Annotated in this window: 20 protein-coding genes; 11 read left to right on the forward strand and 9 right to left on the reverse strand. The window is 59.6% G+C overall.

The features are described 5' to 3' along the window. Positions 1 to 213 precede the first annotated feature (213 nt). The 4 genes from FQ187_RS16095 to FQ187_RS16110 form a co-directional block, all read right to left on the reverse strand. Positions 214 to 948 (reverse strand): helix-turn-helix transcriptional regulator, encoded by a 735-nt coding sequence (locus FQ187_RS16095; protein ID WP_149630261.1) that lies wholly within the window; start codon positions 946 to 948, stop codon positions 214 to 216. A gap of 69 nt (positions 949 to 1017) precedes the next feature. Next, positions 1018 to 1575 carry a Smr/MutS family protein gene (locus FQ187_RS16100; RefSeq protein ID WP_008146127.1) on the reverse strand — a complete coding sequence of 186 codons (558 nt, stop codon included), beginning with the start codon at positions 1573 to 1575 and terminating at the stop codon, positions 1018 to 1020. Positions 1576 to 1650: 75 nt separating this feature from the next. Next, positions 1651 to 1971 (reverse strand): hypothetical protein, encoded by a 321-nt coding sequence (locus FQ187_RS16105; RefSeq protein WP_129436945.1) that lies wholly within the window; start codon positions 1969 to 1971, stop codon positions 1651 to 1653. A gap of 131 nt (positions 1972 to 2102) precedes the next feature. Next, the gene (locus FQ187_RS16110) at positions 2103 to 2693 is read right to left on the reverse strand and encodes a cysteine hydrolase family protein (RefSeq protein ID WP_008146122.1); all 591 of its coding nucleotides are present in this window, start codon (positions 2691 to 2693) and stop codon (positions 2103 to 2105) included. 238 nt (positions 2694 to 2931) lie between these two features. Here FQ187_RS16110 and prmB point away from each other — a divergent pair, with 238 nt between their 5' ends. After that, complete coding sequence (gene prmB, locus FQ187_RS16115) at positions 2932 to 3840, forward strand: 50S ribosomal protein L3 N(5)-glutamine methyltransferase (protein WP_149630262.1); 909 nt, start codon at positions 2932 to 2934, stop codon at positions 3838 to 3840. Positions 3841 to 3889: 49 nt separating this feature from the next. On the opposite strand, the gene FQ187_RS16120 is transcribed toward prmB, so the two are convergent. Both FQ187_RS16120 and FQ187_RS16125 read right to left on the reverse strand, forming a co-directional pair. Next, positions 3890 to 4681: a hypothetical protein gene (locus FQ187_RS16120; protein WP_149630263.1), complete on the reverse strand. Its 792-nt coding sequence runs from the start codon at positions 4679 to 4681 to the stop codon at positions 3890 to 3892. A 367-nt stretch (positions 4682 to 5048) separates the two neighbouring features. Next, complete coding sequence (locus FQ187_RS16125; RefSeq protein ID WP_149630264.1) at positions 5049 to 6047, reverse strand: alpha/beta hydrolase; 999 nt, start codon at positions 6045 to 6047, stop codon at positions 5049 to 5051. An 83-nt stretch (positions 6048 to 6130) separates the two neighbouring features. On the opposite strand from FQ187_RS16125, the gene aroC reads away from it, so the two are divergent. Genes aroC through mtnC form a run of 5 tightly spaced genes read left to right on the forward strand, consistent with a single transcriptional unit; the run spans position 6131 to position 10279 of the window. Then, a complete protein-coding gene (aroC, locus tag FQ187_RS16130; protein WP_149630265.1) occupies positions 6131 to 7222 on the forward strand; it encodes a chorismate synthase in 1092 nt (363 codons plus the stop codon). Positions 7223 to 7256: 34 nt separating this feature from the next. Next, a complete protein-coding gene (locus tag FQ187_RS16135) occupies positions 7257 to 8402 on the forward strand; it encodes an MFS transporter (RefSeq protein ID WP_149630266.1) in 1146 nt (381 codons plus the stop codon). Beyond that, complete coding sequence (locus FQ187_RS16140) at positions 8399 to 9025, forward strand: methylthioribulose 1-phosphate dehydratase (RefSeq protein WP_149630267.1); 627 nt, start codon at positions 8399 to 8401, stop codon at positions 9023 to 9025. The genes FQ187_RS16135 and FQ187_RS16140 overlap by 4 nt, the downstream gene beginning before the upstream one ends. 20 nt (positions 9026 to 9045) lie before the next feature. Continuing rightward, the gene (locus FQ187_RS16145) at positions 9046 to 9591 is read left to right on the forward strand and encodes an acireductone dioxygenase (RefSeq protein ID WP_149630268.1); all 546 of its coding nucleotides are present in this window, start codon (positions 9046 to 9048) and stop codon (positions 9589 to 9591) included. A gap of 4 nt (positions 9592 to 9595) precedes the next feature. After that, complete coding sequence (gene mtnC, locus FQ187_RS16150; RefSeq protein ID WP_149630269.1) at positions 9596 to 10279, forward strand: acireductone synthase; 684 nt, start codon at positions 9596 to 9598, stop codon at positions 10277 to 10279. A 188-nt stretch (positions 10280 to 10467) separates the two neighbouring features. Here the strand turns inward: mtnC and FQ187_RS16160 are convergent, their stop codons facing one another. Then, complete coding sequence (locus FQ187_RS16160; RefSeq protein ID WP_149630270.1) at positions 10468 to 10746, reverse strand: DUF3509 domain-containing protein; 279 nt, start codon at positions 10744 to 10746, stop codon at positions 10468 to 10470. Positions 10747 to 11090: 344 nt separating this feature from the next. Here FQ187_RS16160 and FQ187_RS16165 point away from each other — a divergent pair, with 344 nt between their 5' ends. Together FQ187_RS16165 and FQ187_RS16170 are read left to right on the forward strand one after the other, a co-directional pair. Next, on the forward strand, positions 11091 to 12929 hold the full coding sequence (locus tag FQ187_RS16165; protein WP_149630271.1) for a long-chain-acyl-CoA synthetase: 1839 nt from the start codon (positions 11091 to 11093) through the stop codon (positions 12927 to 12929). Positions 12930 to 13040: 111 nt separating this feature from the next. Then, positions 13041 to 13559, forward strand: coding sequence for an ankyrin repeat domain-containing protein (locus tag FQ187_RS16170; RefSeq protein ID WP_123366263.1), 519 nt, complete (start codon positions 13041 to 13043; stop codon positions 13557 to 13559). A 159-nt stretch (positions 13560 to 13718) separates the two neighbouring features. On the opposite strand, the gene FQ187_RS16175 is transcribed toward FQ187_RS16170, so the two are convergent. Next, positions 13719 to 15059 (reverse strand): substrate-binding domain-containing protein, encoded by a 1341-nt coding sequence (locus FQ187_RS16175; RefSeq protein ID WP_149630272.1) that lies wholly within the window; start codon positions 15057 to 15059, stop codon positions 13719 to 13721. 79 nt (positions 15060 to 15138) lie between these two features. Beyond that, on the reverse strand, positions 15139 to 15951 hold the full coding sequence (gene xthA / locus FQ187_RS16180; RefSeq protein WP_149630273.1) for an exodeoxyribonuclease III: 813 nt from the start codon (positions 15949 to 15951) through the stop codon (positions 15139 to 15141). Positions 15952 to 16280: 329 nt separating this feature from the next. Here xthA and FQ187_RS16185 point away from each other — a divergent pair, with 329 nt between their 5' ends. The 3 genes from FQ187_RS16185 to FQ187_RS16195 all read left to right on the forward strand — a co-directional run bounded on the left by FQ187_RS16185 (position 16281) and on the right by FQ187_RS16195 (position 22395). Continuing rightward, positions 16281 to 16931 carry an N-acetyltransferase gene (locus FQ187_RS16185; RefSeq protein WP_149630274.1) on the forward strand — a complete coding sequence of 217 codons (651 nt, stop codon included), beginning with the start codon at positions 16281 to 16283 and terminating at the stop codon, positions 16929 to 16931. Between the two features lie 65 nt (positions 16932 to 16996). Next, on the forward strand, positions 16997 to 18724 hold the full coding sequence (locus FQ187_RS16190; protein ID WP_149630275.1) for an autotransporter assembly complex family protein: 1728 nt from the start codon (positions 16997 to 16999) through the stop codon (positions 18722 to 18724). Continuing rightward, a complete protein-coding gene (locus FQ187_RS16195) occupies positions 18721 to 22395 on the forward strand; it encodes a translocation/assembly module TamB domain-containing protein (protein ID WP_149630276.1) in 3675 nt (1224 codons plus the stop codon). Before FQ187_RS16190 ends, FQ187_RS16195 begins: the two co-directional genes overlap by 4 nt. Positions 22396 to 22500: the final 105 nt, after the last annotated feature.

Here is a 22500-nt window from a genome sequence, read left to right on the forward strand (position 1 = left end):
TCAGCAAAATCCAAAACCGCGCTTAAATCCTGAGCAACAGACATAAAAAATCCGGAATCCTTATCAGATTCCGGATTTTCCTGCTGCCTGAGGATTAGTCAACAATCCTTAAGTGAACAGCATTGCGCGCTTGGCGGGCTTCCCTTGGGTGGGCGTCAATTTGCCGTATTGCACGTCATGGCACTGGACACTCCCGAATCACTGCAACTCAGTTCACCGCGAATACATCGCCCACCAAAAGACATGACCCAGGATTGCAATCTGCTGCTCCTGAATCTGGGCGAACGTGTAGTCCTCGTCCGGATGCTCGTCACGGTTGAAACTGCGTAGGCGGATCCCACCGGGCAGCCGGTAGACCTGTTTCACGCGGAGCTGGCCGTTGTGGTTGATCGCGTACATGTCGCCGTCGACGATGTCGCCCAACGAGTTCTTTCCGACGTTCATGCCAACGGTAGCGCCGTCGCGCAGTACCGGGAGCATGCTGTTTCCGCTCACCACCACGCACCTGGCGTTGCTGAATTGCACGTTGTTGTGACGCAGGTCTTTCTTGAAGAAACGCAGCTTGGCGCTGTCGCTTTCTGAGATCACGAAACGGCCTGAGCCGGCCGCCAGTTCAACTTCACGCAGGAAGGGGACATAAACCTCATCGTCATCCAGGGGCGTGCTGTCGTCCCAAGGCTGGATGTCTGACATTGAAACGCTTGGAGGGGTGCGCTTCAACGGAGCAGCATCAGACACCCCTTTAAGCATGTCACCGACCCCTTCAGCCAGCCACATCGGTGAAACGCCACACGCTGAAGCGATCTGGGCAGCAAAGGCTGTTGCCTTCGATTTCCCGCGCTCAAGGTCGGAGATAGAGGTTTGCGTCAGGCCTGCGCGCGCGGCAAGCTCGGTCTGATTGAGCTTGGCGTGTTGGCGGGCTGCTTTGAGTCGTTTATTAAATTCCATTTGCGGAGTATTACGGGAGCTCCCATATCATTGCAAATCGTTATCCCGATAATTTGCTAGGCGACAGCTTTATTCGTCGCGACCTTCCATCATGGTCCGTTTGAGCATCACATAAACCGCTCCGGCGCCGCCGTGTTTCGCTTGGCACGAGGTGAAGCCGAGCACTTGTGAATGTTGGCGCAGCCAGGTGTTGACGTGGCTTTTGATCATCGGTCGCTTGCCGTCCAGTCGCACAGCCTTGCCGTGGGTGACGCGCACGCAGCGGATTTCGAATTTGGTCGCTTCGGCCAGAAACGCCCAGAGGGTTTCCCGAGCCTTTTCCACGCTCATGCCGTGGAGGTCGAGGCTGCCTTCGAACGGAATCTGTCCGATCTTGAGCTTGCGCATCTGGCTTTCCTGAACACCGTCACGCGCCCACATCAGCTCGTCTTCCGGGCCAACATCGATGACGAACTGATCGGACAGCCCGTCAACGGTGGTGGCATCGGTGCGCACGGTGGCGGCCTGACGCAACTTGGCGATTTGCGCGCGGTCAGCTTTGGGTTTGCCGGTTTCGGCGCGATCGTGTTTGATCGGCTTGACGCCTTGGATCGCGCTTTTGAACAGGGAAAAATCGTCGTCTTGCATGTCAGCCTCCGCGAAGGGCGGCCAGTTTACCCAACTCGAGGCGAATGGGGCGCGAGAAAACGCGCAACGCTCGGCTCAGTCGTGCTTTTTCATCAAATGCGGGGAGATGTTCAGCTCTTGCGACTGCCGCGAGCGGCGACGGCAGCGACGCCACAGCCACACGCCGAGGTACAGCACGAACAGGCCAATCGCCAGAATCACTGCCGAACCGACCCGGTTGGTATTCAACTCGCCCAGGGCGGGTGCGTGGCCAAGCAGGCTGGCGGCACCGGCCATCACCAGCAACACACCGCACATCGACAGCAAGGCAGCAAATGCCGCGCCGATTCGAAAACGCCAGTTGCGTTGGCCTTTGGGCCGCAAGCGGCGAGCGTCAAAACCATCGGATAACTTCATTCCGACCTTCCTCAATGGGTATCGGCCCTTCGACCGGGAGTTGACCGGGATGTTCCTGAGGCTAAAACAATTACAGCAAATGATAGATTTTTGCGGATGAGCGGCGGCATGGACCGCTCATCGAGCGTCGATCAGATCAGTTCGTGAGTCAGTGCGAGGGTGGCAAAGTTGTCCGCCATGATCGCCATTTCAGTCTGCTGAACGTGGTCTGCGCTCAATACGCCGCCCTTGTAAGGCAGGTCGCGAGTCGCGCAGGCGTCTTCCACCAGCGTGCAACGAAAGCCCAGGTTCTTCGCGGCGCGCACCGTGGTGCTGACGCTGGAGTGGCTCATGAAACCGCATACGATCAGGTCCAGCGAACCGAGATTCTGCAGGCGTTCCAGCAGTTCGGTGCCGTGGAACGCGCTCGGCAGCAATTTGCCGATGATGGTTTCGTCGCCCTGTGGTTCCAGGCCCGGGATGAACTCACCGCGTTCGCCTTGTGGATCGAACAGCCCACCGACGGTCCCGAGGTGGCGGACATGGACGATCGGCCGGCCGGCTGCACGGGCAGCGGCCACCAGTTGCTTGATGTTCGCGACGGCAGCATCCATGCCACTCAAGGCCAACGGGCCGCTGAGGTATTCTTTCTGGGCATCGATGATGACAAGGGTCGCATGGCTCAGAACGGCAGCTGCATAACCGCGGCCGCTGAGTTGAAACATCGTTTTTGGAACGGACATTCTGGGGCTCCTTCGAGTGGGGCTTTTGCGACATTGTCCTCTGGCTGAGCGCTTCTGTGAATCGCTACCATCGTAGGCGCCGTCTTTGCTGGCTCGCAGCCTTGTCAATAGGCGCGTTTTGTTCAATAGCCAGTCGAAAAAATAGAATAGTCCTACATTTGCCCTGGTGGTTTTCCCGCGTCGTCGAGACGCGTTTTGGCTGTTAGAATCGCCAGTCGTTTTTTTTGGAGTTTGCCCCGTGATCACTTCCCGACTTCGTACCCTGCGTGACCATATCCGTTGGGCCGTCAGCCGCTTCCATGGGGAGGATCTGTTTTTCGGCCATGGGACCGACAACGCCTGGGACGAAGCCCGTCAGTTGGTATTGGGTGCCTTGCACTTGCCGTGGGAAATCGCCGACAGCTACCTCGACTGCAATCTTGAAGAAGACGAGTTGGTCAACCTGCAACGCTTGCTCAAGCGCCGTATCGAAGAACGCATTCCTACCGCCTACCTGTTGGGTGAAGCGTGGTTCTGTGGCATGTCGTTCATTGTTGATGAGCGCGTATTGATCCCGCGTTCGCCGATTGGCGAGCTGATCGAAAAACGTTTCGAGCCGTGGCTGGGCGCCGAACCTGCGCGGATTCTCGACCTGTGCACCGGTTCCGGCTGCATCGGTATCGCCTGTGCCTACGAGTTCCAGAACGCCGAAGTGGTGCTGGCCGACCTGTCGTTCGAAGCACTGGAAGTGGCCAACCAGAACATCGAGCGTCATGGCGTCGATGAGCGGGTGTACACGGTGCAGGGCGACGGATTCGATGGTTTGCCGGGTCAGCGTTTTGACCTGATCGTGTCGAACCCGCCTTACGTCGATGCGGAAGATTTCGCCGACATGCCGGACGAATACCAGCACGAACCGGAGTTGGGCCTGGCCTGCGGTGATGATGGTTTGAACCTGGTGCGTCGCATGCTTGCCGAAGCGGCGGATCACCTGACCGAGAAAGGTTTGCTGATTGTCGAAGTGGGCAACAGCCAGATTCATGTCGAGGCACTGTACCCGGAAGTCGACTTCGCCTGGCTTGATTTCGAGCGCGGCGGGCATGGTGTATTCATGCTGACGGCGGAACAGTGCCGTGATCATCAGGCGCTGTTCGCTTCCCGCGTCTGACCCCGCAATGATCGTTCCCACGAGCGTGGGAACGATCAGATCTGCGCGATCAGCGGTGCGTGGCAATCCAGATCAGCAATCCAGCCTGAAACACCGCAAACGCCACCAGGCAGGTAATGATAAAGCGCAGCCCGGCGTCTTCGCGCTTGTACTTGCTGACTTTTTCTTCGTGTTTCTTGAGTTTGACTTCCTGCTCGGCCAGATTTTGCTCGGCTTGCTGGAGCATCTGCGCCGCCTCAAGAATTTCCACGACCTGCAGTTTTTCCGTACTCCAGTCACCCAACAGGTCGCCGACTTGCACTTCTTTGACGCTGCCCTTCAAATGCTGGGCGTCGGCGTAGATCACATCGAAACCGTGCATCCGCAAAAAGTGATCGCGGCGCAGGCGAGTGTCTTCGTTCAGCGCATCCTTGTTTTTCAGGTCTGTGCCGTCGACGGTGTAGCCGGGCCATTTCTTTTTCGCCCAGGTAATGCCCTGAGCGGCCATGAAGCGACCGATGCCACGATTCATCGGTTCGATCTGCAAACCGCTGTCAGGCCCGAAATGCACGCGCTTGGTGGCGTGATCGACCCACACGTCAAGATGATTCTGTTCCTTGCGCACGCGCTGGCCGGGCAGCGAAATGCTCATGCGCATCAGGCTGTGTTCCTTGTTGTTGCGCTCGGCGTAACCGAATTCAACAAAGCGCAGCGGCCGTCCACCGGTGTTGCGGTCGGTTTGCAATGGCGCCAGACGGAGCATCTTGTGGTGCTCGGCGTGGACGTCCGCCCACGGCAGCTCGACTACTGGTGGTGCGTCTTTTTCAGCAGTGGTGTCGGGTGAAGTCTGGGTATCAGTCATAACGGCGAGATCCTGTCCAAGCTCTGCTTGCCGCCAGTCATAGCGCTGGCGACAAAGGCTTATCGGCCGTTTTTTTCAGGACTGGAGGGCCAGGGGGCGTTCTCAACTGGTTTTCACGCCGCGCCGGGTCTGCTGTTGTGCAGGGCAAGGCGCGAGAAGCGTGGTTTGGTCATTCCAAATAAGCTTTGAGCAACGCAGCCCTGCACAACAGCAGACCCGGCCCTTCGGGTTGTGCCTTAAAGCGGGCCAGCCTGCGTTGCAGGCCTTGGAAAGGGAACAACCATTACCAGCGGCCTGCGCCTTGCCTGGCCCGCTTTAAGGCGACAACGCGGCGTGAAAACCAGTTGAGAACGCCCCCTAGCACCGCTTAACGGGTGCGAAGTCCGTCAATAAACCCGAGGATTCGCGTGCCGAGTTCAGCCGCCAGTGGCAATTGCGGATCTTTGTAAGAGGCCAATTGCCGTTTTACATCGTTGGTCACGATGCGCATGACGTGGTTCATGCCTTCGATCAGCGCCAGCTCGGCGTCCGGTTTGGCGGCCTTCAACAGCTTGGCGTCACCGACACCGACCTGGATGTCATTGCTGCCCTGGATGATCAGCGCCGGCATCTTCAACTTGGCAAACGCCGCCGCCGGGTCCTGGCGGAACAATGAAATCAGATACGGCTGCACGCTTGGGCGGAAAATCACCTGCAACTGCGGCGGCACGTTGTCGTCGGTGTGGCCGGCCTTGAGGCTGTCGAGCAATTCATTGCTGCGCAGCATCAGCGGTGGCGGCAGGCGATTGCTCAATTGTTGGCGCAGTACTTGATCGATCGGCCGGGCGCTGCCAGACATGGAGATGACTGCGGCGGCATTCAGGCTCGGCGCCGCGAGGCTGGCGATCAAGGCGCCTTCGCTGTGGCCCAGCAGAATCAGTTGGCCAAAGCGCGGGTCGGATTTGAGCTTGCGGCCCCAGGCCTCGGCGTCGGCCACGTAGGCTTCAACCGACAGATTGCGTTCATCCGGGGTCGCCGCAAGGCTCGCCGCCACGCCGCGTTTGTCATAACGCACGCTGGCGATGTTGTGTTTGGCCAGTACCCAAGCGAGACGCTTGAGGCTGTCGTTGCGTCCGCCGTCGGGGTTGTTTCCGTCACGATCTGTAGGACCGGAGCCAGAAATAATCAGGACAACCGGTACCGGGGTGTCGGACTTTGGCAGCAATAACGAGCCGAAAAGCTCGCCGGTGCCGGTGTCCAAAGTAATCGGGCGTTGCAGGACAGTGGCCTGTACAAAGCCGGTAATCAGGGTAAGGCTCAAGGCTATAACTCGCAGCATCATCACGCCATCATGAACAAGATGCCGGTTGGACTCGCAGGCACCCATAAGGTTCGAGGATGAACTAGTTGGGTAGCCTGCGTATACTGGCGCGCATTACGTATTTGGTTCGAATTCACGGAGCGTCCTGCATGTCCGGCAATACCTACGGCAAGCTGTTCACTGTCACCACCGCAGGCGAAAGCCATGGTCCGGCGTTGGTCGCCATTGTCGACGGCTGCCCGCCGGGCCTGGAGATCTCTCTGGAGGATCTGCAGCGTGACCTGGATCGCCGCAAACCCGGCACCAGCCGCCACACCACCCAGCGCCAGGAAGCCGACGAAGTCGAAATCCTCTCCGGCGTGTTCGAAGGACGCACCACCGGTTGCGCCATCGGCTTGTTGATCCGCAACACCGACCAGAAGTCCAAGGACTACTCGGCGATCAAGGACCTGTTCCGCCCGGCCCACGCCGACTACACCTATCACCACAAATATGGCGAGCGCGATTACCGTGGCGGCGGTCGCAGCTCGGCCCGTGAAACGGCCATGCGCGTGGCCGCCGGAGCGATTGCGAAAAAATACCTGGCCACTCAGGGCATCGTCATTCGTGGCTACATGAGCCAGCTCGGCCCGATCGAAATCCCGTTCAAGACCTGGGATTCGGTGGAGGAGAACGCTTTCTTCAGCCCTGATCCGGACAAGGTCCCGGAGCTGGAGGCCTACATGGACCAGTTGCGCCGCGACCAGGATTCGGTTGGCGCGAAGATCACCGTAGTCGCTGAAGGCGTAATGCCGGGCCTCGGCGAGCCGATCTTCGACCGTCTCGATGCCGAACTCGCTCACGCGCTGATGAGCATCAACGCGGTCAAAGGCGTGGAAATCGGCGCCGGTTTCGCCAGCGTTGCCCAGCGCGGCACCGAACACCGCGATGAAATGACCCCGCAAGGTTTCCTCAGCAACAACGCGGGCGGCATTTTAGGTGGCATTTCGTCGGGGCAGCCGATCGTCGCGCACCTGGCGCTCAAGCCAACCTCGAGCATCACCACGCCGGGCCGTTCCATCGACATCCATGGCAACCCGGTGGAAGTTGTCACCAAGGGGCGTCATGACCCGTGCGTTGGCATCCGCGCCACGCCGATTGCCGAAGCGATGATGGCCATCGTGCTGATGGATCACCTGTTGCGTCATCGCGGGCAGAACGCCGACGTGCGCGTGAGCACGCCGGTGCTGGGTCAGCTTTAATGGCTGACCTCAACGCCGCTGCGGTCTGACGGCAGTGGCGGCGCTCCCCTACTGGCGGCTCTCCAGTTTCTATCTGTTCTATTTCGCCTTGCTCGGTTCGACAGCGCCGTTCCTGGCGCTGTACTTCGATCACCTGGGGTTCTCCAGCGCGCGCATCGGCGAGCTGGTGGCGATCCCGATGCTGATGCGCTGCGTGGCGCCGAACATCTGGGGCTGGCTCGGTGATTACACCGGCCGACGCCTGGCCATCGTGCGCTTCGGTGCGGTCTGTACGTTACTGACGTTCTCGCTGATCTTCGTCAGCAAAACTTACGCCTGGCTGGCAATGGTCATGGCCCTGCACGCGTTCTTCTGGCACGCGGTGTTGCCGCAGTTCGAAGTCATCACGTTGGCGCACTTGCAGGGCCAGACTAACCGTTACAGTCAGATCCGCCTGTGGGGTTCCATCGGTTTCATCATCACCGTGGTCGCGCTTGGCCGGTTGTTCGAGTGGCTCAGTCTCGATATTTACCCGGTGGCGTTGGTGCTGATCATGGCCGGCATTGTCGTCAGCAGCCTGTGGGTGCCTAACGCTCAACCCGTCCAGGGTGAACGACCGGCGGGGGACGGTTTTCTCAAGCAGTTGCGCAGTCCCGGGGTGTTGGCGTTTTACGGTTGCGTGGCGCTGATGCAGATGAGCCACGGTCCTTATTACACCTTTCTGACCTTGCACCTGGAGCGACTCGGCTACAGCCGTGGGCTGATCGGCGTGCTCTGGGCGGTCGGCGTGGTCGCCGAAGTCTTGATGTTTCTGGCCATGAGCAAAATCCTCGCGCGTTTCTCTGTGCGTCGGGTGTTGCTGGCGAGTTTTCTGCTGGCGGCGTTGCGTTGGTTGTTGCTCGGTTCGTTCGCTGAGTTCCTTTGGGTGCTGTTGTTTGCCCAGGTACTGCACGCGGCGACATTCGGCAGCTTTCACGCGGCTGCCATCCAGTTCGTGCAACGTAGCTTCGGCGCGCGCCAACAAGGGCAGGGCCAGGCGTTGTACGCCGCACTGGCCGGCACCGGCGGCGCACTGGGCGCGTTGTATTCCGGCTATAGCTGGAATGCCCTCGGCGCCACATTGACCTTTAGTATTGCCAGTCTCGCAGCCCTGGCGGCTGCCGTTATCATTGCGACACGTATGCAAGAGGACAGGCCATGAGCCTCACCCGTGAGCAACTCGTCCAGGAAATCATCGATGCCGGGCGTTTTCTGTATGGCCGCGGCTGGTCGCCGGCCACCAGCAGTAACTACTCGACGCGGCTGTCGCCGACTGAAGCGCTGCTGACGGTGTCCGGCAAGCACAAAGGCCAACTTGGCCCCGACGATGTGCTGGCGACCGATCTGTCCGGCAACAGCCTGGAGCCGGGCAAAAAACCGTCCGCCGAAACCTTGCTGCACACCCAGCTCTACAACTGGCGTTCGGAGATCGGCGCGGTGCTGCACACGCATTCGGTGAACGCCACGGTGCTGTCGCGCCTGACGCCGCAAGACTTCATCGAGTTCGAAGACTACGAACTGCAAAAAGCCTTCAGCGGTGTGTCGACCCACGAGTCCCGGGTACGTGTGCCGATTTTCGACAACGATCAAGACATTGCACGCCTCGCCGCCAAGGTGCAGCCTTGGCTCCAGGCCCATCCCGATTGCGTCGGTTACCTGATCCGCGGCCACGGTCTCTACACCTGGGGCGCGCGCATGAGCGATGCACTGCGGCAGATCGAGGCCTTTGAATTTTTGTTCGAGTGCGAGTTGAAGACGCGCTCGCTCTCGAACCATAAAGCATGAACCGTTAAGGAGTTGCCCTGATGAGCAGCCTGTCCGTTTACCACGTCTCAAGCCCTGACTTGCCAAACAAGGTGCTGACGCATTTCGAAGACATCGCCTCGACCCTGGCCGAGCAGGGCGTGCGTTTCGACCGCTGGCAAGCCACTGCGAAAATCCAGCCCGGCGCCAGTCAGGAAGAAGTGATCGCCGCGTATCAGGAGCAAATCGACAAGCTGATGACCGAACGCGGTTACATCACCGTCGACGTCATCAGCCTGAACAGCGATCACCCGCAAAAAGCCGAATTGCGCGCCAGGTTTCTCGACGAACATCGCCATGGCGAAGACGAAGTACGAATTTTCGTCGCCGGCCGGGGCTTGTTCACCCTGCACATCGACGATTACGTCTACGCGGTGCTGTGCGAGAAAAACGACCTGATCTCGGTGCCGGCCGGCACCCCGCACTGGTTCGACATGGGCGAGCATCCGCATTTCGTCGCGATCCGTCTGTTCAACAACCCTGACGGCTGGGTGGCCAATTTCACCGGCGAAGACATCGCCAGTCGCTTCCCGCGTCTTGAGGACTGAGGCGATGCCGATCAAAGCGATTCTCACCGACATCGAAGGCACTACGAGCGCGGTGAGTTTTGTGTTCGACGTGCTGTTTCCCTACGCCGCCAAACACTTGCCGGATTTTGTTCGCCAGCACGCCGAGCGTACGGATGTTGCCGAGCAACTGGCCGCCGTTCGCCGGGATACCAACGAGCCGAGCGCCGACGTCGAGCGGGTGATCGACATACTTCTGAGCTGGATCGCCGAAGACCGCAAAGCCACGCCGCTGAAAGCGTTGCAAGGCATGGTCTGGGAGCAGGGCTATCAGGCTGGGGAGTTGAAAGGCCACATTTACCCGGACGCCGTTGAAGCGCTCAAACGCTGGCATCAGGAAGGCTTCAAACTGTTTGTTTATTCGTCCGGTTCGATCCAGGCTCAAAAGCTGATCTTTGGCTGCTCGCAAGCGGGGGATCTGTCACCACTGTTCAGTGGCTATTTCGACACCACCCCGGGGCCCAAGCGTGAAGCGCAGTCCTACGAGCGCATTACCCAGGCTATTGGCCTGGACGCTTCGCAGATCCTGTTTCTGTCCGACATCGTCGAGGAACTGGACGCGGCGCACACGGCGGGAATGGCTACGTGCGGGCTGGCCCGAGAGGGCGGGGAGTTGGCGGGGCATGTGACCGTCGAAAGTTTTGCGCGGATCGATCCTGCCGCGTTTTAAGCCACGACGCACATAACCTGTGGGAGCGGGCTTGCTCGCGAATGCGGTGTGCCATTCAACATTGACGCTGTCTGACACACCGCATTCGCGAGCAAGCCCGCTCCCACAGGGGATTGCGTGATTCCAGAAACAAAACAGGCCGTGAAGCGAAAGTCTCACGGCCTGTTTGTTTACAGCTCTGGAACGGTTTAAACCGAGTGATACGTCGGCAGGGCAAACCGCTGCTGGCTTTGCAGCATGGAAATCTGCGGCAGTTCGCTGGCCTGTTCGGCGATGTCACGGCGAATTGCACTGATCACCCAGGAAAGCTGATCACCCGCATGCAATTGCTGGTAGGAAATCGAGCGTTTGAAGACTTTGCCGTCGGTGCTGCTCAAGGTCAGCAGAATGCCACCGTCAGGACGTGGCTGGGTGGCCACTTCGAAGTTGGAGAACAGGGACGAAAATTTTTCTTGGATCAGGTTCATGTCTATCAGCTCCGTTAGCTCTTGAATGGCAAGCATGCAGAGGTAGTTGCAGTGATTGTGCCAGCACCTTAATTTTTAAAAAGCGTTATAAATCAATAAGTTAATTTTCTATTGATTTTTGGATTTCGTGCAATCTGCATGAATGGCCATCGTGCATCCTGCATTTTGCGTGGTCGACATCGATTCGATGGAACCAATTGCCCGGCGCAAGCTCACGATTTCAAGTACCGCAGACGTGGATACAAATCATTTCAAAAACCGCGTGTACAGGTCAGGAACCGCTGACGTATTTTCGGCCTCAATCAACGCCGCCCGAACAATAAAAAGATCGACCGGGAGCAACCATGAGCCGCACGCCGAACGACACGATTACGTGGAGCATGATGCTCCGCAAGCTGCCTTCCATTGCCAAAGCCATTCCTCGCGTGGTGAAGGGCATTAAAGCCGCCAACGTCAAGGACCCGACCCAACCGTGTGGCCTGGGCTGGAGCTTCGAGCAAGCGACGTTGCGCAATCCCGATGGCCCGGCATTGCTGCAGGGCGAGGTAGCGCTGACTTATTTTCAGGTCAACCAATGGGCCAATCGCATTGCCCATCATCTGATTGCCCAAGGCATCCGCAAGGGCGATGCGGTGGCGGTCTTTATCGAGAATCGCCCGGAGCTGCTGGTAACGATTCTGGCGGTGGCCAAGGTCGGCGCGATCAGTGCCTTGCTCAATACCTCGCAAATCCGCGATACCCTGGCTCACAGCCTGAACCTGGTGGCACCTGCGGCGATCATTGTCGGAGAAGAGCTGGTGCCGGCGTTTTCGGCAGTTCGCGAACGGGTGTCGATCGAGGCGGCGCGCATCTGGTTCGTCGCTGATCAAGACACCTTCAGCCATCCGGGCATTGCGCCCGACGGGTTCATCAACCTGATGACAGCCAGTGCCGACAGCTCCAGCGCCAACCCCGCCAGCAGTCAGCAGGTTTTTTTCGACGACCCTTGTTTCTATATCTACACCTCAGGCACCACCGGCTTGCCCAAGGCCGGGGTGTTCAAGCACGGACGCTGGATGCGCAGCTCCGCAAGCTTCGGGATGATCGCCTTGGATATGCGCCCGGAGGATGTCGTCTATTGCACCTTGCCGCTCTATCACGCCACTGGGCTGTGCGTATGCTGGGGCTCGGCGATCAGTGGCGCCTCGGGCTTTGCCATTCGCCGCAAGTTCAGCGCCAGTCAATTCTGGAACGATGTGCGCAAGTACCGCGCGACCACCCTCGGTTACGTCGGCGAACTGTGCCGCTACCTGGTGGATCAACCGCCCAGTGCCGACGACAGCAAGCACCGCGTGACGAAGATGATCGGCAATGGCCTGCGCCCCGGCGCGTGGGGCGAGTTCAAGACACGATTTGCGGTGAATCACATCTGCGAGCTATACGCCGCCAGCGACGGCAACATCGGCTTCACCAACATCCTCAACTTTGATAACACCGTCGGTTTTTCCCTGATGTCATGGGAGTTGGCGGCGTACGACCACGACAGCGGCGCGCCGACTCGGGATGCCAAGGGCTTCATGCGCAAAGTCGCCAAAGGCGAGCAGGGGCTGTTGCTGGCGAAAATCGACGACAAGGCACCGCTGGACGGCTACACCGATCCGCAGAAGACTGAAAAGGTTGTGCTGCACGACGTGTTCGAGAAGGGCGACCGTTACTTCAATACCGGTGACCTGCTGCGCAACATCGGTTTTGGTCACGCGCAGTTTGTTGACCGTTTGGGTGATACCTACCGCTGGAAGGGCGAAAACGTCTCGACCACCGAAGTCGAAAACATCCTTTTGCAACACCCGAATATTTCCGAAGCCGTGGCCTACGGCGTGGAAATCCGCAACACCAACGGGCGTGCGGGGATGGCGGCGATTACGCCAGCGGAGTCCCTGGCGACCCTGGACTTCAGTGAACTGCTGGCCTTCGCCCGGGAGCAAATGCCCGCCTATGCGGTGCCGTTGTTCCTGCGAGTGAAAGTGAAAATGGAGACCACCGGCACCTTCAAATACCAGAAGACCCGCCTCAAGGACGAAGCCTTCGACCCCGGCAAAACCGGCGATGATCCGATCTACGCCTGGCTGCCGGGGACCCAGACTTACGTGCAGGTCACTCCGCAGTTGCTGGCGGATATTCACGGCGGCGCTTTTCGTTATTGAATGCAGCGCTATTGAATGTGCCTATGGCCTTTCATGAGAAAAAAGAAGTGACAGCCTCGGGGCTGCTCGGGAAACTGTCGGCTTTGCGAATAACCGAACGTGGAGTGCCCAATGTCAGACCAAAGCCGCCAGATGACCCCCGAAGAAGCCGCTGAATTTGCCGAACAGGTATTCAACAAAGCGCGCGAGGGCGATGCGGCCATGATGGCTGCGCTGTTGACCAAGGGCCTGCCGCCGAACCTGCGTAACCACAAGGGCGACACCTTGCTGATGCTGGCTGCGTACCACGGCCATGTGGAGACGGTAAAAGTCCTGCTCGAACACAAGGCCGACCCGGAAATCCGCAACGACAACGGCCAGAGCCCGATTGCCGGCGCGGCGTTCAAGGGTGATCTGGCGGTGGTCAAGGCACTGGTTGAAGGCGGCGCGCAAGTGGAGGGTTCGTCCTTCGATGGTCGCACTGCGCTGATGATGGCGGCGATGTTCAATCGCGTCGAAATCGTCGACTACCTGATCAGCAAAGGCGCCGACCCGAAAGCCAAGGATGCCAATGGCGTCTCTGCGCTGGATGCCGCCAAGACGATGGGCGCGGTGGATACCACGGCGCAGTTGCAGAAGCTGCTGGGCTGATTTGCACCCTGTAGCAGCTGTCGAGCTTGCGAGGCTGCGTTCGGCTGCGCAGCAGTCGTAAAGCCTATATATGCGGTCTCCCTGAAACACCGCATCGTCTGATTTTACGACTGCTTCGCAGCCGAACGCAGCCTCGACAGCTGCTACACACACACACCGTCAATACACCCACACCTCAACCCGCCGATTCTTGATTCGCCCCTCATCCGCGCTATTGGCCGCCACTGGCATCTCGGCGCCAAAACCACGAATCTCGCGAAACACCACACCGCTTTTCACCAGTTCCCGCCGCACCGCCATGGCACGCAGTTTCGACAGCAGATCGGCCCGCGCCGGATCACTTTTGGCGTCGCCAAACCCCACCAACGTCACCTGCCGATTGGTTTTCTCGCGCTGCTTTATATAGTCGAGTACCCGCGACAGGTCCTGCCGGGCCTTATTGTCCAGCGTCGCACTGCCTTCTTCGAAACGGAAATTCACCGTCAGGCGCTGGGCGTGACGGCTGAGTGCCTGATAACCCTCCGGCATCAATGCATTCGGCGTGACCGTCATGGCCTGGACGGTCTGGGCGATAAAACCATTGGCCGCGACGATCGCCTGACCCTTGCTGCTTTGGGCGAACGCCACCAGTGCTTCGGCCCAGTGGTTTTTTCCATTGGGCGGCAGGTAAAAGAACAGCCGCCGGGACAAGGGATAGTCTTCCGTGGCAATCAGGCTGTTGAGCGGCAGCATGGCTTGGGATTGGCCATCGGCAATCGCTACGGCTTTGGCCTGACGCACGTAAGGCAGGCCGATGAAGCCGATACCTAGCGGGTCGAGGCTGACCGCGTCGGACAATTGCTCGCTGGATTCGAACCGTTTCGCCGCGCTGCTCAGCGTTTTCCCACGGCGGCTGAGGACCAATTCCTTGAACGTATCGTAGGTGCCCGATTGGTCATCCCGCGCATAGAGATGAATCGTCCCACCGGTGCCGCCGAGTTCTTCCCAGGTTTTTGCCTCGCCGCTGAAGATTCGCGCCAGTTGTTCGATGTTCAGTTCACTCAACGGATTTTGCGGATGAAGGATGATCGCCAGGCCGTCGATGGCGATAACCTGCTCGGCGCCAGCACTTTTAAAGTCGCCCAAGCGTGCAAGGTCTGCCCGTTCGCTGTCCTTGATCGGGCGCGAGGAGGCGGCGAGGTCGGCGGTGGCGGTTTTCAGGGCGGTGAAACCGGTGCTGGAACCGTGGGCCGCGATGTCCACCGCGACCCGGCGGCCCTGAACGGTTTCGCCGATGACGCGCAGTTCGTTGGCTTTGTCCGGGGCCTCGCTGTGAATCTTGAGCAGGCCCTGTTCGCGCATCAATCCCTCAACCAGCGCCGGGCCCAATGCCGCGCCAATGGTGTTGGAACCCTGGATGCGCAGCACCGGGCCAGACTCGGGCGTCGGCAACGCGCCAGCCGAAGTCGTCATCGGCAGGCAGGCGCACAGCATCAACAGGAACAACACGCGCAGCGTCATGCCGGCACCCTTATAAGCCAAAGGAAGTGCCGGGAGAATAAGTCAGCCAGGTTTCTGAAAGATGACAGGTCTTTTGCTTTTAGCTCAGCTCAAGCCAGATCGGCGCGTGATCCGACGGCTTTTCCATCCCGCGCAATTCGTAATCCACACCCGCATCCTTCACCCGTGGCAACAACCCGTGGGACGCCATGATCAAGTCAATCCGCAGCCCACGCTTGGGCTCATCCTCAAAACCGCGGCTGCGGTAGTCGAACCAGCTGAAACGGTCGGTCACCTGCGGGTTCAAGTGACGGAAGCTGTCCACCATGCCCCAGTTCTTCAAGCGGGCCATCCACTCGCGTTCTTCCGGCAGGAAGCTGCATTTACCGGTTTTCAGCCAGCGTTTCATGTTGTCCGGGCCGATACCGATGTCGCGGTCTTCCGGGGAAATGTTCACGTCGCCCATTACCACCAGCGGCTGATCGTTGCTGAACTGGCTTTCCAGCAATTGCTGCAGATCGTTGTAAAAGCGTTCCTTGGCCGGGAACTTGGTCGGGTGATCGCGGCTTTCGCCCTGTGGGAAATAGCCATTCATGATGGTCACTGGCACGCCATTGGCGTCGGCGAACGTGCCCCAGATGAAGCGGCGCTGAGCGTCTTCTTCATCGGTGGCGAAACCTTTGTGCAGCGCGATAGGTTCCTGGCGCGAGAGCAGGGCCACGCCGTAATGACCTTTTTGACCGTGGAAATACACGTGATAACCCAGCGCCTGAACCTCGGCCAGCGGGAATTGGTCGTCGTGAACCTTGGTTTCCTGCAGTCCGATCACGTCTGGCTGATGCTTTTCGATCAGCGCCGCCAGCTGATGGGGGCGAGCGCGCAGCCCGTTGATGTTGAAGGAGACGATCTTCATGGTCGGCAGTCCTGGCAAAAGGGCGATGCTAGCTGACATGTAGGAATGGGGCCAGTGTGGGGTGAGGGCATTCGTGTTTGTCAGTAAGGGTTGAGTCGTCCGGTCCGGCCTCTTCGCGAGCAAGCCCGCTCCCACAGGGTTCTCGAGCGAACACAAAATTTGTGTACGCCACAAAACCTGTGGGAGCGTGGCTTGCCCGCGAAGAGGCCAGTCCAGTCGATGAAGATCCAGCCTTGGTCTATACCTGTGGGGGAACTGTATTACCACCCAAAGGCTCGTACCAATAAGAGCGCAGTCATTTGAGCTGTGCCCCGGGGAGAAATACCGTTATGCCCGAAACCTCGACCGTCATCGCCGATATTCACATGCTCGACAGCGGCTATTCACGCGAAGCACGTTCGTTGCTGTACCAGGCTTACCGGCATGAGCCGACGTTCGGCTACCTGTTCGAAGCGGAGCGTTCCGGTTATGAACAGCGGGTCCGGGCCACCGTGCGCGAACTGGTAAAACAACACTTTCTTCAGGACTTGCCGGCCATCGGCCTGCTGGTCAACGACCGGTTGATCGGCATCGCGTTGATCGCGCCGCCGCAACGTCGCCTGGGCATCACTGAAAGTTGGGCCTGGCGTCTGCGCATGGTGCTCAGCACCGGGTTTCGCTGCACCCGACGCTATCTCGAGTATCACGATGCCGTGATGGCTTGCGTGCCGTCCGACTCGGTGCACCTGCTGCCGTTGCTGGGGGTTCATCCGCAATTTCAGGGCAAGCACTTCGGCGAACAATTGCTGCAAGCGGTGCACAACTGGTGTGCGGTGGATGAGCACTCCGAGGGCGTGATCCTCGATACCGGGAATCCTCGCTATCTGGAGTTCTATAAGCGCCAGGGCTATGAGGAAATCGGTGAGGTTGCTGTAGGACCGATTCGCGAGCACGTGTTTTTCCACGCCAATCCGCAGGTGTTACAAACAGCAACGGCATAAAGGTAGAACTTTCACCGCACGCCAGGCTCTATCACGCTCCCAAGCTCGTGATAGCATCCGCGCCTATGAAGTTTCCAGGAAGAATTACCAGCGGCGTGCTGATGCTGATTACCAGCTGCGCGGCGCTGGCGCAAAGTGAATTGGATGTTCGGATCAAACCGTCCAACGATGAACTGAAAGCCAATATAGAGGGCTATATCGGCAGCCTCGGCGATCGTGACGAGGAAGCCTTGCTGCGCTTCAGTCGTGGCGCCGAAGAACAGGCGCGCAAGGCCGCCCAGGCCTTGGGTTACTACCAGCCGCAGATCGACACGGATGTGAAGGGCGGCAAGACGCCTCGCCTGGTGCTGAACATCGATCCCGGCGAGCCGGTGCATTTGCGCAACGTCACTATTCGCATCGACGGCCCGGCCGCCTCCCTCAAATCCTTCCGTGTACCCAAAAGCAATGCGCTGAAAACCGGCGCCGTGCTCAACCATGGCCATTACGAAGACGCCAAGCGCCTGATTCAGAATCAGGCCTCGCGCTACGGTTTTTTCAGCGGTTACTTCAGCAGCCAGAAATTGTCGGTCGACCCGCGAGCCGGCGTTGCCGACATCGAACTGATCTATAACAGCGGCCCACGCTATTCACTGGGCAAGGTCAGTTTCGAAGGTGACACGCCGTTCGACGAAGACCTGCTGCGGCGTATGGTGCCATTCAAGGCGGGCGCGCCTTATGACTCCGAACTGATTGCCGAGCTCAATCAAGCCATGCAATCGAGTGGCTATTTCGAAAGCGTGCGGGTGGATGCGGCACCGACGGCATCCAAGAACGACGTGATCCCGGTGGACGTCAAACTCGAAACGCGCAAACCACGGACCATGGGCCTGGGGCTGGGCTATTCCACCGACGTCGGCCCACGGATCAAGGCCAACTGGACCCGGCACTGGGTCAACCCTCAGGGGCACAGCTATGGCTGGGAGACCGAAGTTTCGGCGCCCCGGCAGAACGTCGGTGTGTTCTACGACATTCCCCTGGACCCGCCGCTGACCGACAAGCTACGGTTCGCCGGCGGTTATCAGAACGAAGAAATCGCCGACAAGGACTCCCTCAGCAAACTGCTGACCCTCGGCCCGGAGTGGCACAGCAAGCTGCCCAGTGGTTGGCAGCGGGTGGTGTCGCTCAAATGGCAGCGCGAGGAATACAGGCTCGGCGACGACTCGGGGCTCAGCACGTTGCTGATGCCTGGCGTCAGCTATTCCTACCTTAAAAGTGATAACCGCATCGACCCGCACAACGGTTATCGCCTGGAATTCGCGACTAAAGTGGCCAAAGAAGGTTTGGGCTCGGACACCAACCTGGTCTACGGCACCGCGCTGGTGAAAGGCTTGACCACGGTCTTCGACAAACACCGCTTCCTCGGGCGGGTGCAGGTCGGCGGCAGTGCCACCAATGGCTACCAATCGGTGCCGCCGTCGCTGCGCTTCTTCGCCGGTGGCGATCAGAGCGTGCGCGGTTACGACTATCAGAGCCTGTCCCCTGAAAACTCCGAGGGCGACCGCATCGGTGGCCGCTACATGGTTGCCGGCAGCGTTGAGTATCAGTACTCCATCGCCGAAAAATGGCGGGTCGCGACCTTCATCGACCAAGGCAACTCCTTCAATACCCTCGAACTGCCAAACCTCAAGACCGGCGTCGGTATCGGTGTGCGCTGGGTTTCGCCGGTAGGGCCGATACGCCTCGACCTGGCCCATGCGATGGACGACGACGGCGGCATTCGACTGCACTTTTCCATGGGGCCTGAGCTGTGAATCGTGGTTTGAAAATAACGCTGTCGGTGATTCTGGCGCTGCTGATGCTGGTCGTCCTGACCATGGCCACGGTGCTGGGTACGGCAACGGGCAGTCGCTGGGCGCTGGGGTTTGTGCCCGGTTTGACCATCGAGAATTTCCAGGGTCGTTTGGGCGGACAGTGGAGTGCCGACCATGTGCTGTGGCAGCAGGACAGCAGTCGGGTTGAGCTGAACAAGGTGATTTTCGCCTGGTCGCCGTTGTGCCTGACGCGCATGACCCTGTGCATCGAGCAGTTGAAGGCCGATCAGGTCAGCCTGCAATTCCCGCCAGGCACGCAAGAAGAAAGCAGCGGGCCGATCAGTCTCCCGGATTTGAAACTGCCCTTGGCCATCGAGCTGGGCGATGTCCAGGTCGGCAGCCTGCTGTTCAACGGCAGCGAAGAACTCAAGGGTTTGCAACTGGCGGCGCACTGGACGGCCAACGGCTTGCAGATCGATTCCGTTCATTTGCAAAGGGATGACCTGAGTCTGAATCTTTCAGGCCTGCTGCAACCCAGCGGTAACTGGCCGCTCAAGGCGGAAGGCAAACTGACCCTGCCAACCCCCGGCACCGGGCCTTGGACGCTGGCCCTGAAGGTCGACGGCGACCTGCTGAAAACCCTGAACCTGAAAGCCGACAGCAGCGGTTACCTCAACGGGCAATTGACCGGCGAACTGCAACCGCTGGTGGAAAACCTGCCGGCCAAGGTGCGGATCACCGCTGACGGCTTCAAGCCCAGCGCCGATCTGCCGGACACCCTGCAACTCAATCAACTGGAACTCACCGGCGACGGCGACCTGAAAAACGGTTACCAATTGCTCGGCAAAGCCACGTTGCCGGCAGAACTTGGCCCGGTCGCGCTGTTGTTGCAAGGCAAGGTCGACGCCAACGGCGCTCAGATCGCCGGGTTGGACCTCACGGCCAACGACAAGCAACGCCTCAAACTCACCGGCAACCTCGACTGGAGCAAAGGCCTGAGCGCTGATGCGAAAATCGATTGGCTGGATTTCCCCTGGCATCGCCTCTATCCGCTGATCGACGAGCCAGAAGTGGCGTTGCGCAGCTTCAACGGTGAAGTCTCCTACACCGACGGCAAGTACATGGGTCACTTCAACGCCGCACTCGACGGCCCGGCCGGGGCATTCAGCTTGACCAGCCCGTTCAGCGGCGACCTGACAAAAATCTACCTGCAACAAATTCAACTCGAAGCCGGGCAGGGCAAGGCCGAAGGGCATCTGAACCTGCAATTCGCCGACGGAATTGCCTGGGACACGGCGCTGGATCTGTCGGCGATCAACCCTGCGTACTGGGTCGCGGAGTTGCCGGGCACGCTGGCCGGACCGTTGCGCAGCAAAGGCGAGATGAAGCATGAAAAACTCAGCCTGACCGCTGATCTGGACTTGAAAGGCAAACTGCGCGGCCAACCGGCAGTGATCCAAGCCAAAGCCGATGGCGGCGGCGAGCAATGGAACCTCAACACGCTGCAAATTCGCCTCGGCGACAACAGCATCAACGGCAAGGGCAGCCTGCAACAGAAGCTCGCCGGTCAGATCGATATCAAGCTGCCGCACCTGGCCCAGCTGTGGCCGCAACTGCGCGGCCAGCTCAATGGTCGCGTCGATGTCGCCGGGACACTCAAGGCCCCGCAAGGCAAGCTCGGGCTTCAAGGCACGCAGCTGGCCTTCGAAGACAATCGCCTGCAAAGCCTGAATCTGGACGCCACCCTAGACAGCGCGCAACGGGCCAAAATCGACCTCAAAGGGAGCGGCATTCAGGCCGGTGAGACGTCACTGGGGACGCTGACCGCCAGCGGCCAGGGCGATATCAAAAACCAGAAACTCACCCTCGACCTGCAAGGACCGAAGCTGAAGCTCGCGCTCGGCCTCGACGGCAATCTGGACAACGGCAATTGGCGTGGGCGCCTGGCCAGCGGCGATATCCAGGCCGGCGGTCAAGACTGGAAGCTGCAAGGTCCGGCGAAGCTTGAACGGCTGGCGGACGGCAAGATCAATTTTGGCGCCCACTGCTGGACGTCCGGCCCGGCCAGCCTGTGCGGTGAGGATCAGCGCCTGATGCCTGAGCCAAAGCTGCGTTATCACCTCAAACAGTTCCCGATAGACAGCCTGGCGCAGTGGTTGCCCAAGGATTTCGCCTGGAAAGGCCGGCTCAACGCCGACCTGCAATTGGACCTGCCGGCCAGCGGCCCGAACGGCCAGATCAGCGTCGATGCCAGCGGCGGCACGTTGCGCATCAAGGAGAAGGACCAGTGGCTGGACTTCCCGTACCAGAGCCTGAAACTCAACAGCAAACTCACGCCCAAGCGCATCGACACTGACCTCAACTTCGTCGGCGGCAAGCTCGGTGAGCTTATGCTCCAGGCGCAGATCAATCCGTTACCGAAGGACAAGCCACTGACCGGCTCATTCCGTTTGAAGGGACTGGACCTGTCGGTAGCGCGGCCGTTTGTGCCGATGGTCGAGAAACTGACCGGACGCTTGAATGGCAGTGGCACGCTCGCAGGTACGCTGCTGGCGCCGCAGGTCAACGGCAATCTGCTGCTCAGCGACGGCGAGATTTCCGGGCCTGAACTGCCGATGGACCTTGAAGCGCTGCAACTTCAAGCCGTGATTGCCGGCGAAACCGTGCAGTTGAACGGCGGCTGGAAAAGTGGCAAGACCGGGCAGGGCACCTTGAGCGGCAACATCGCTTGGGGTCAGGCGTTGGTGGTGGACTTGGCGCTCAAAGGCACGCAATTGCCCGTCACCGTCGAGCCGTACGCCAAGCTGGAAATAGCGCCGGACCTGAAGATTTCGATGAAGGACGACAAACTGGCGATCACCGGCAAGGTGTTGGTGCCAAAAGGCAAGATCACCGTGCGCGAGTTGCCGCCGTCGACGGTCAAGGTGTCCGGTGACACGGTGATCGTCGGCCAGCAGACCGAAGAGGGCAAACCGCCGATGGCCATGGCGATGGACATCGATGTCGTCGTCGGGCAGGACAAACTCAGCTTTGCCGGGTTTGGCCTGACCGCCAACCTGCAAGGTCATGTCCACATCGGCGACAACATGGACACCCGCGGCGAGCTCTGGCTCAACGATGGGCGTTATCGCGCCTACGGTCAGCGATTGACCGTGCGCCGGGCGCGCTTGTTGTTTGCCGGCCCAATTGACCAGCCGTATCTGGACATCGAAGCGATTCGCCAGACCGACGACGTGATCGCCGGCATTCGCCTGAGCGGCAGCGCCGAGCAGCCGACGACCCAGATCTTTTCCGAGCCGGCGATGAGCCAGGAACAGGCGTTGTCCTATCTGGTGCTGGGGCGTCCGCTGAGCACCAGCGGTGAGGACAACAATATGCTGGCTCAAGCGGCGCTCGGGTTGGGCTTGATGGGCAGTTCCGGTGTGACCAGCGGCTTGGCCAAGGACCTGGGCATTCAGGACTTCCAGCTCGACACCCAAGGCAGCGGCAATGCAACGAGCGTGGTGGCCAGCGGCAATATCTCCGAGAAACTCAGCCTGCGTTATGGCGTTGGCGTGTTCGAGCCGGCCAACACCATTGCCTTGCGTTACAAGCTGAGCAAGAAGGTCTACCTCGAAGCGGCGGGCGGCGTGGCCAGTTCGCTGGATATCTTCTACAAGCGGGATTTCTAAGCCCCGCCCCCTCCAAAACCGGGTCGCTGCCTTCGCGAGCAAGCCCGCTCCCACACAGATCACACCAAACCTGTGGGAGCGGGCTTGCTCGCGAAGGGCGCGCTG

Origin of the sequence: Pseudomonas sp. ANT_J28, assembly GCF_008370005.1 — a bacterium.
GTDB lineage: Bacteria > Pseudomonadota > Gammaproteobacteria > Pseudomonadales > Pseudomonadaceae > Aquipseudomonas > Aquipseudomonas frigoris.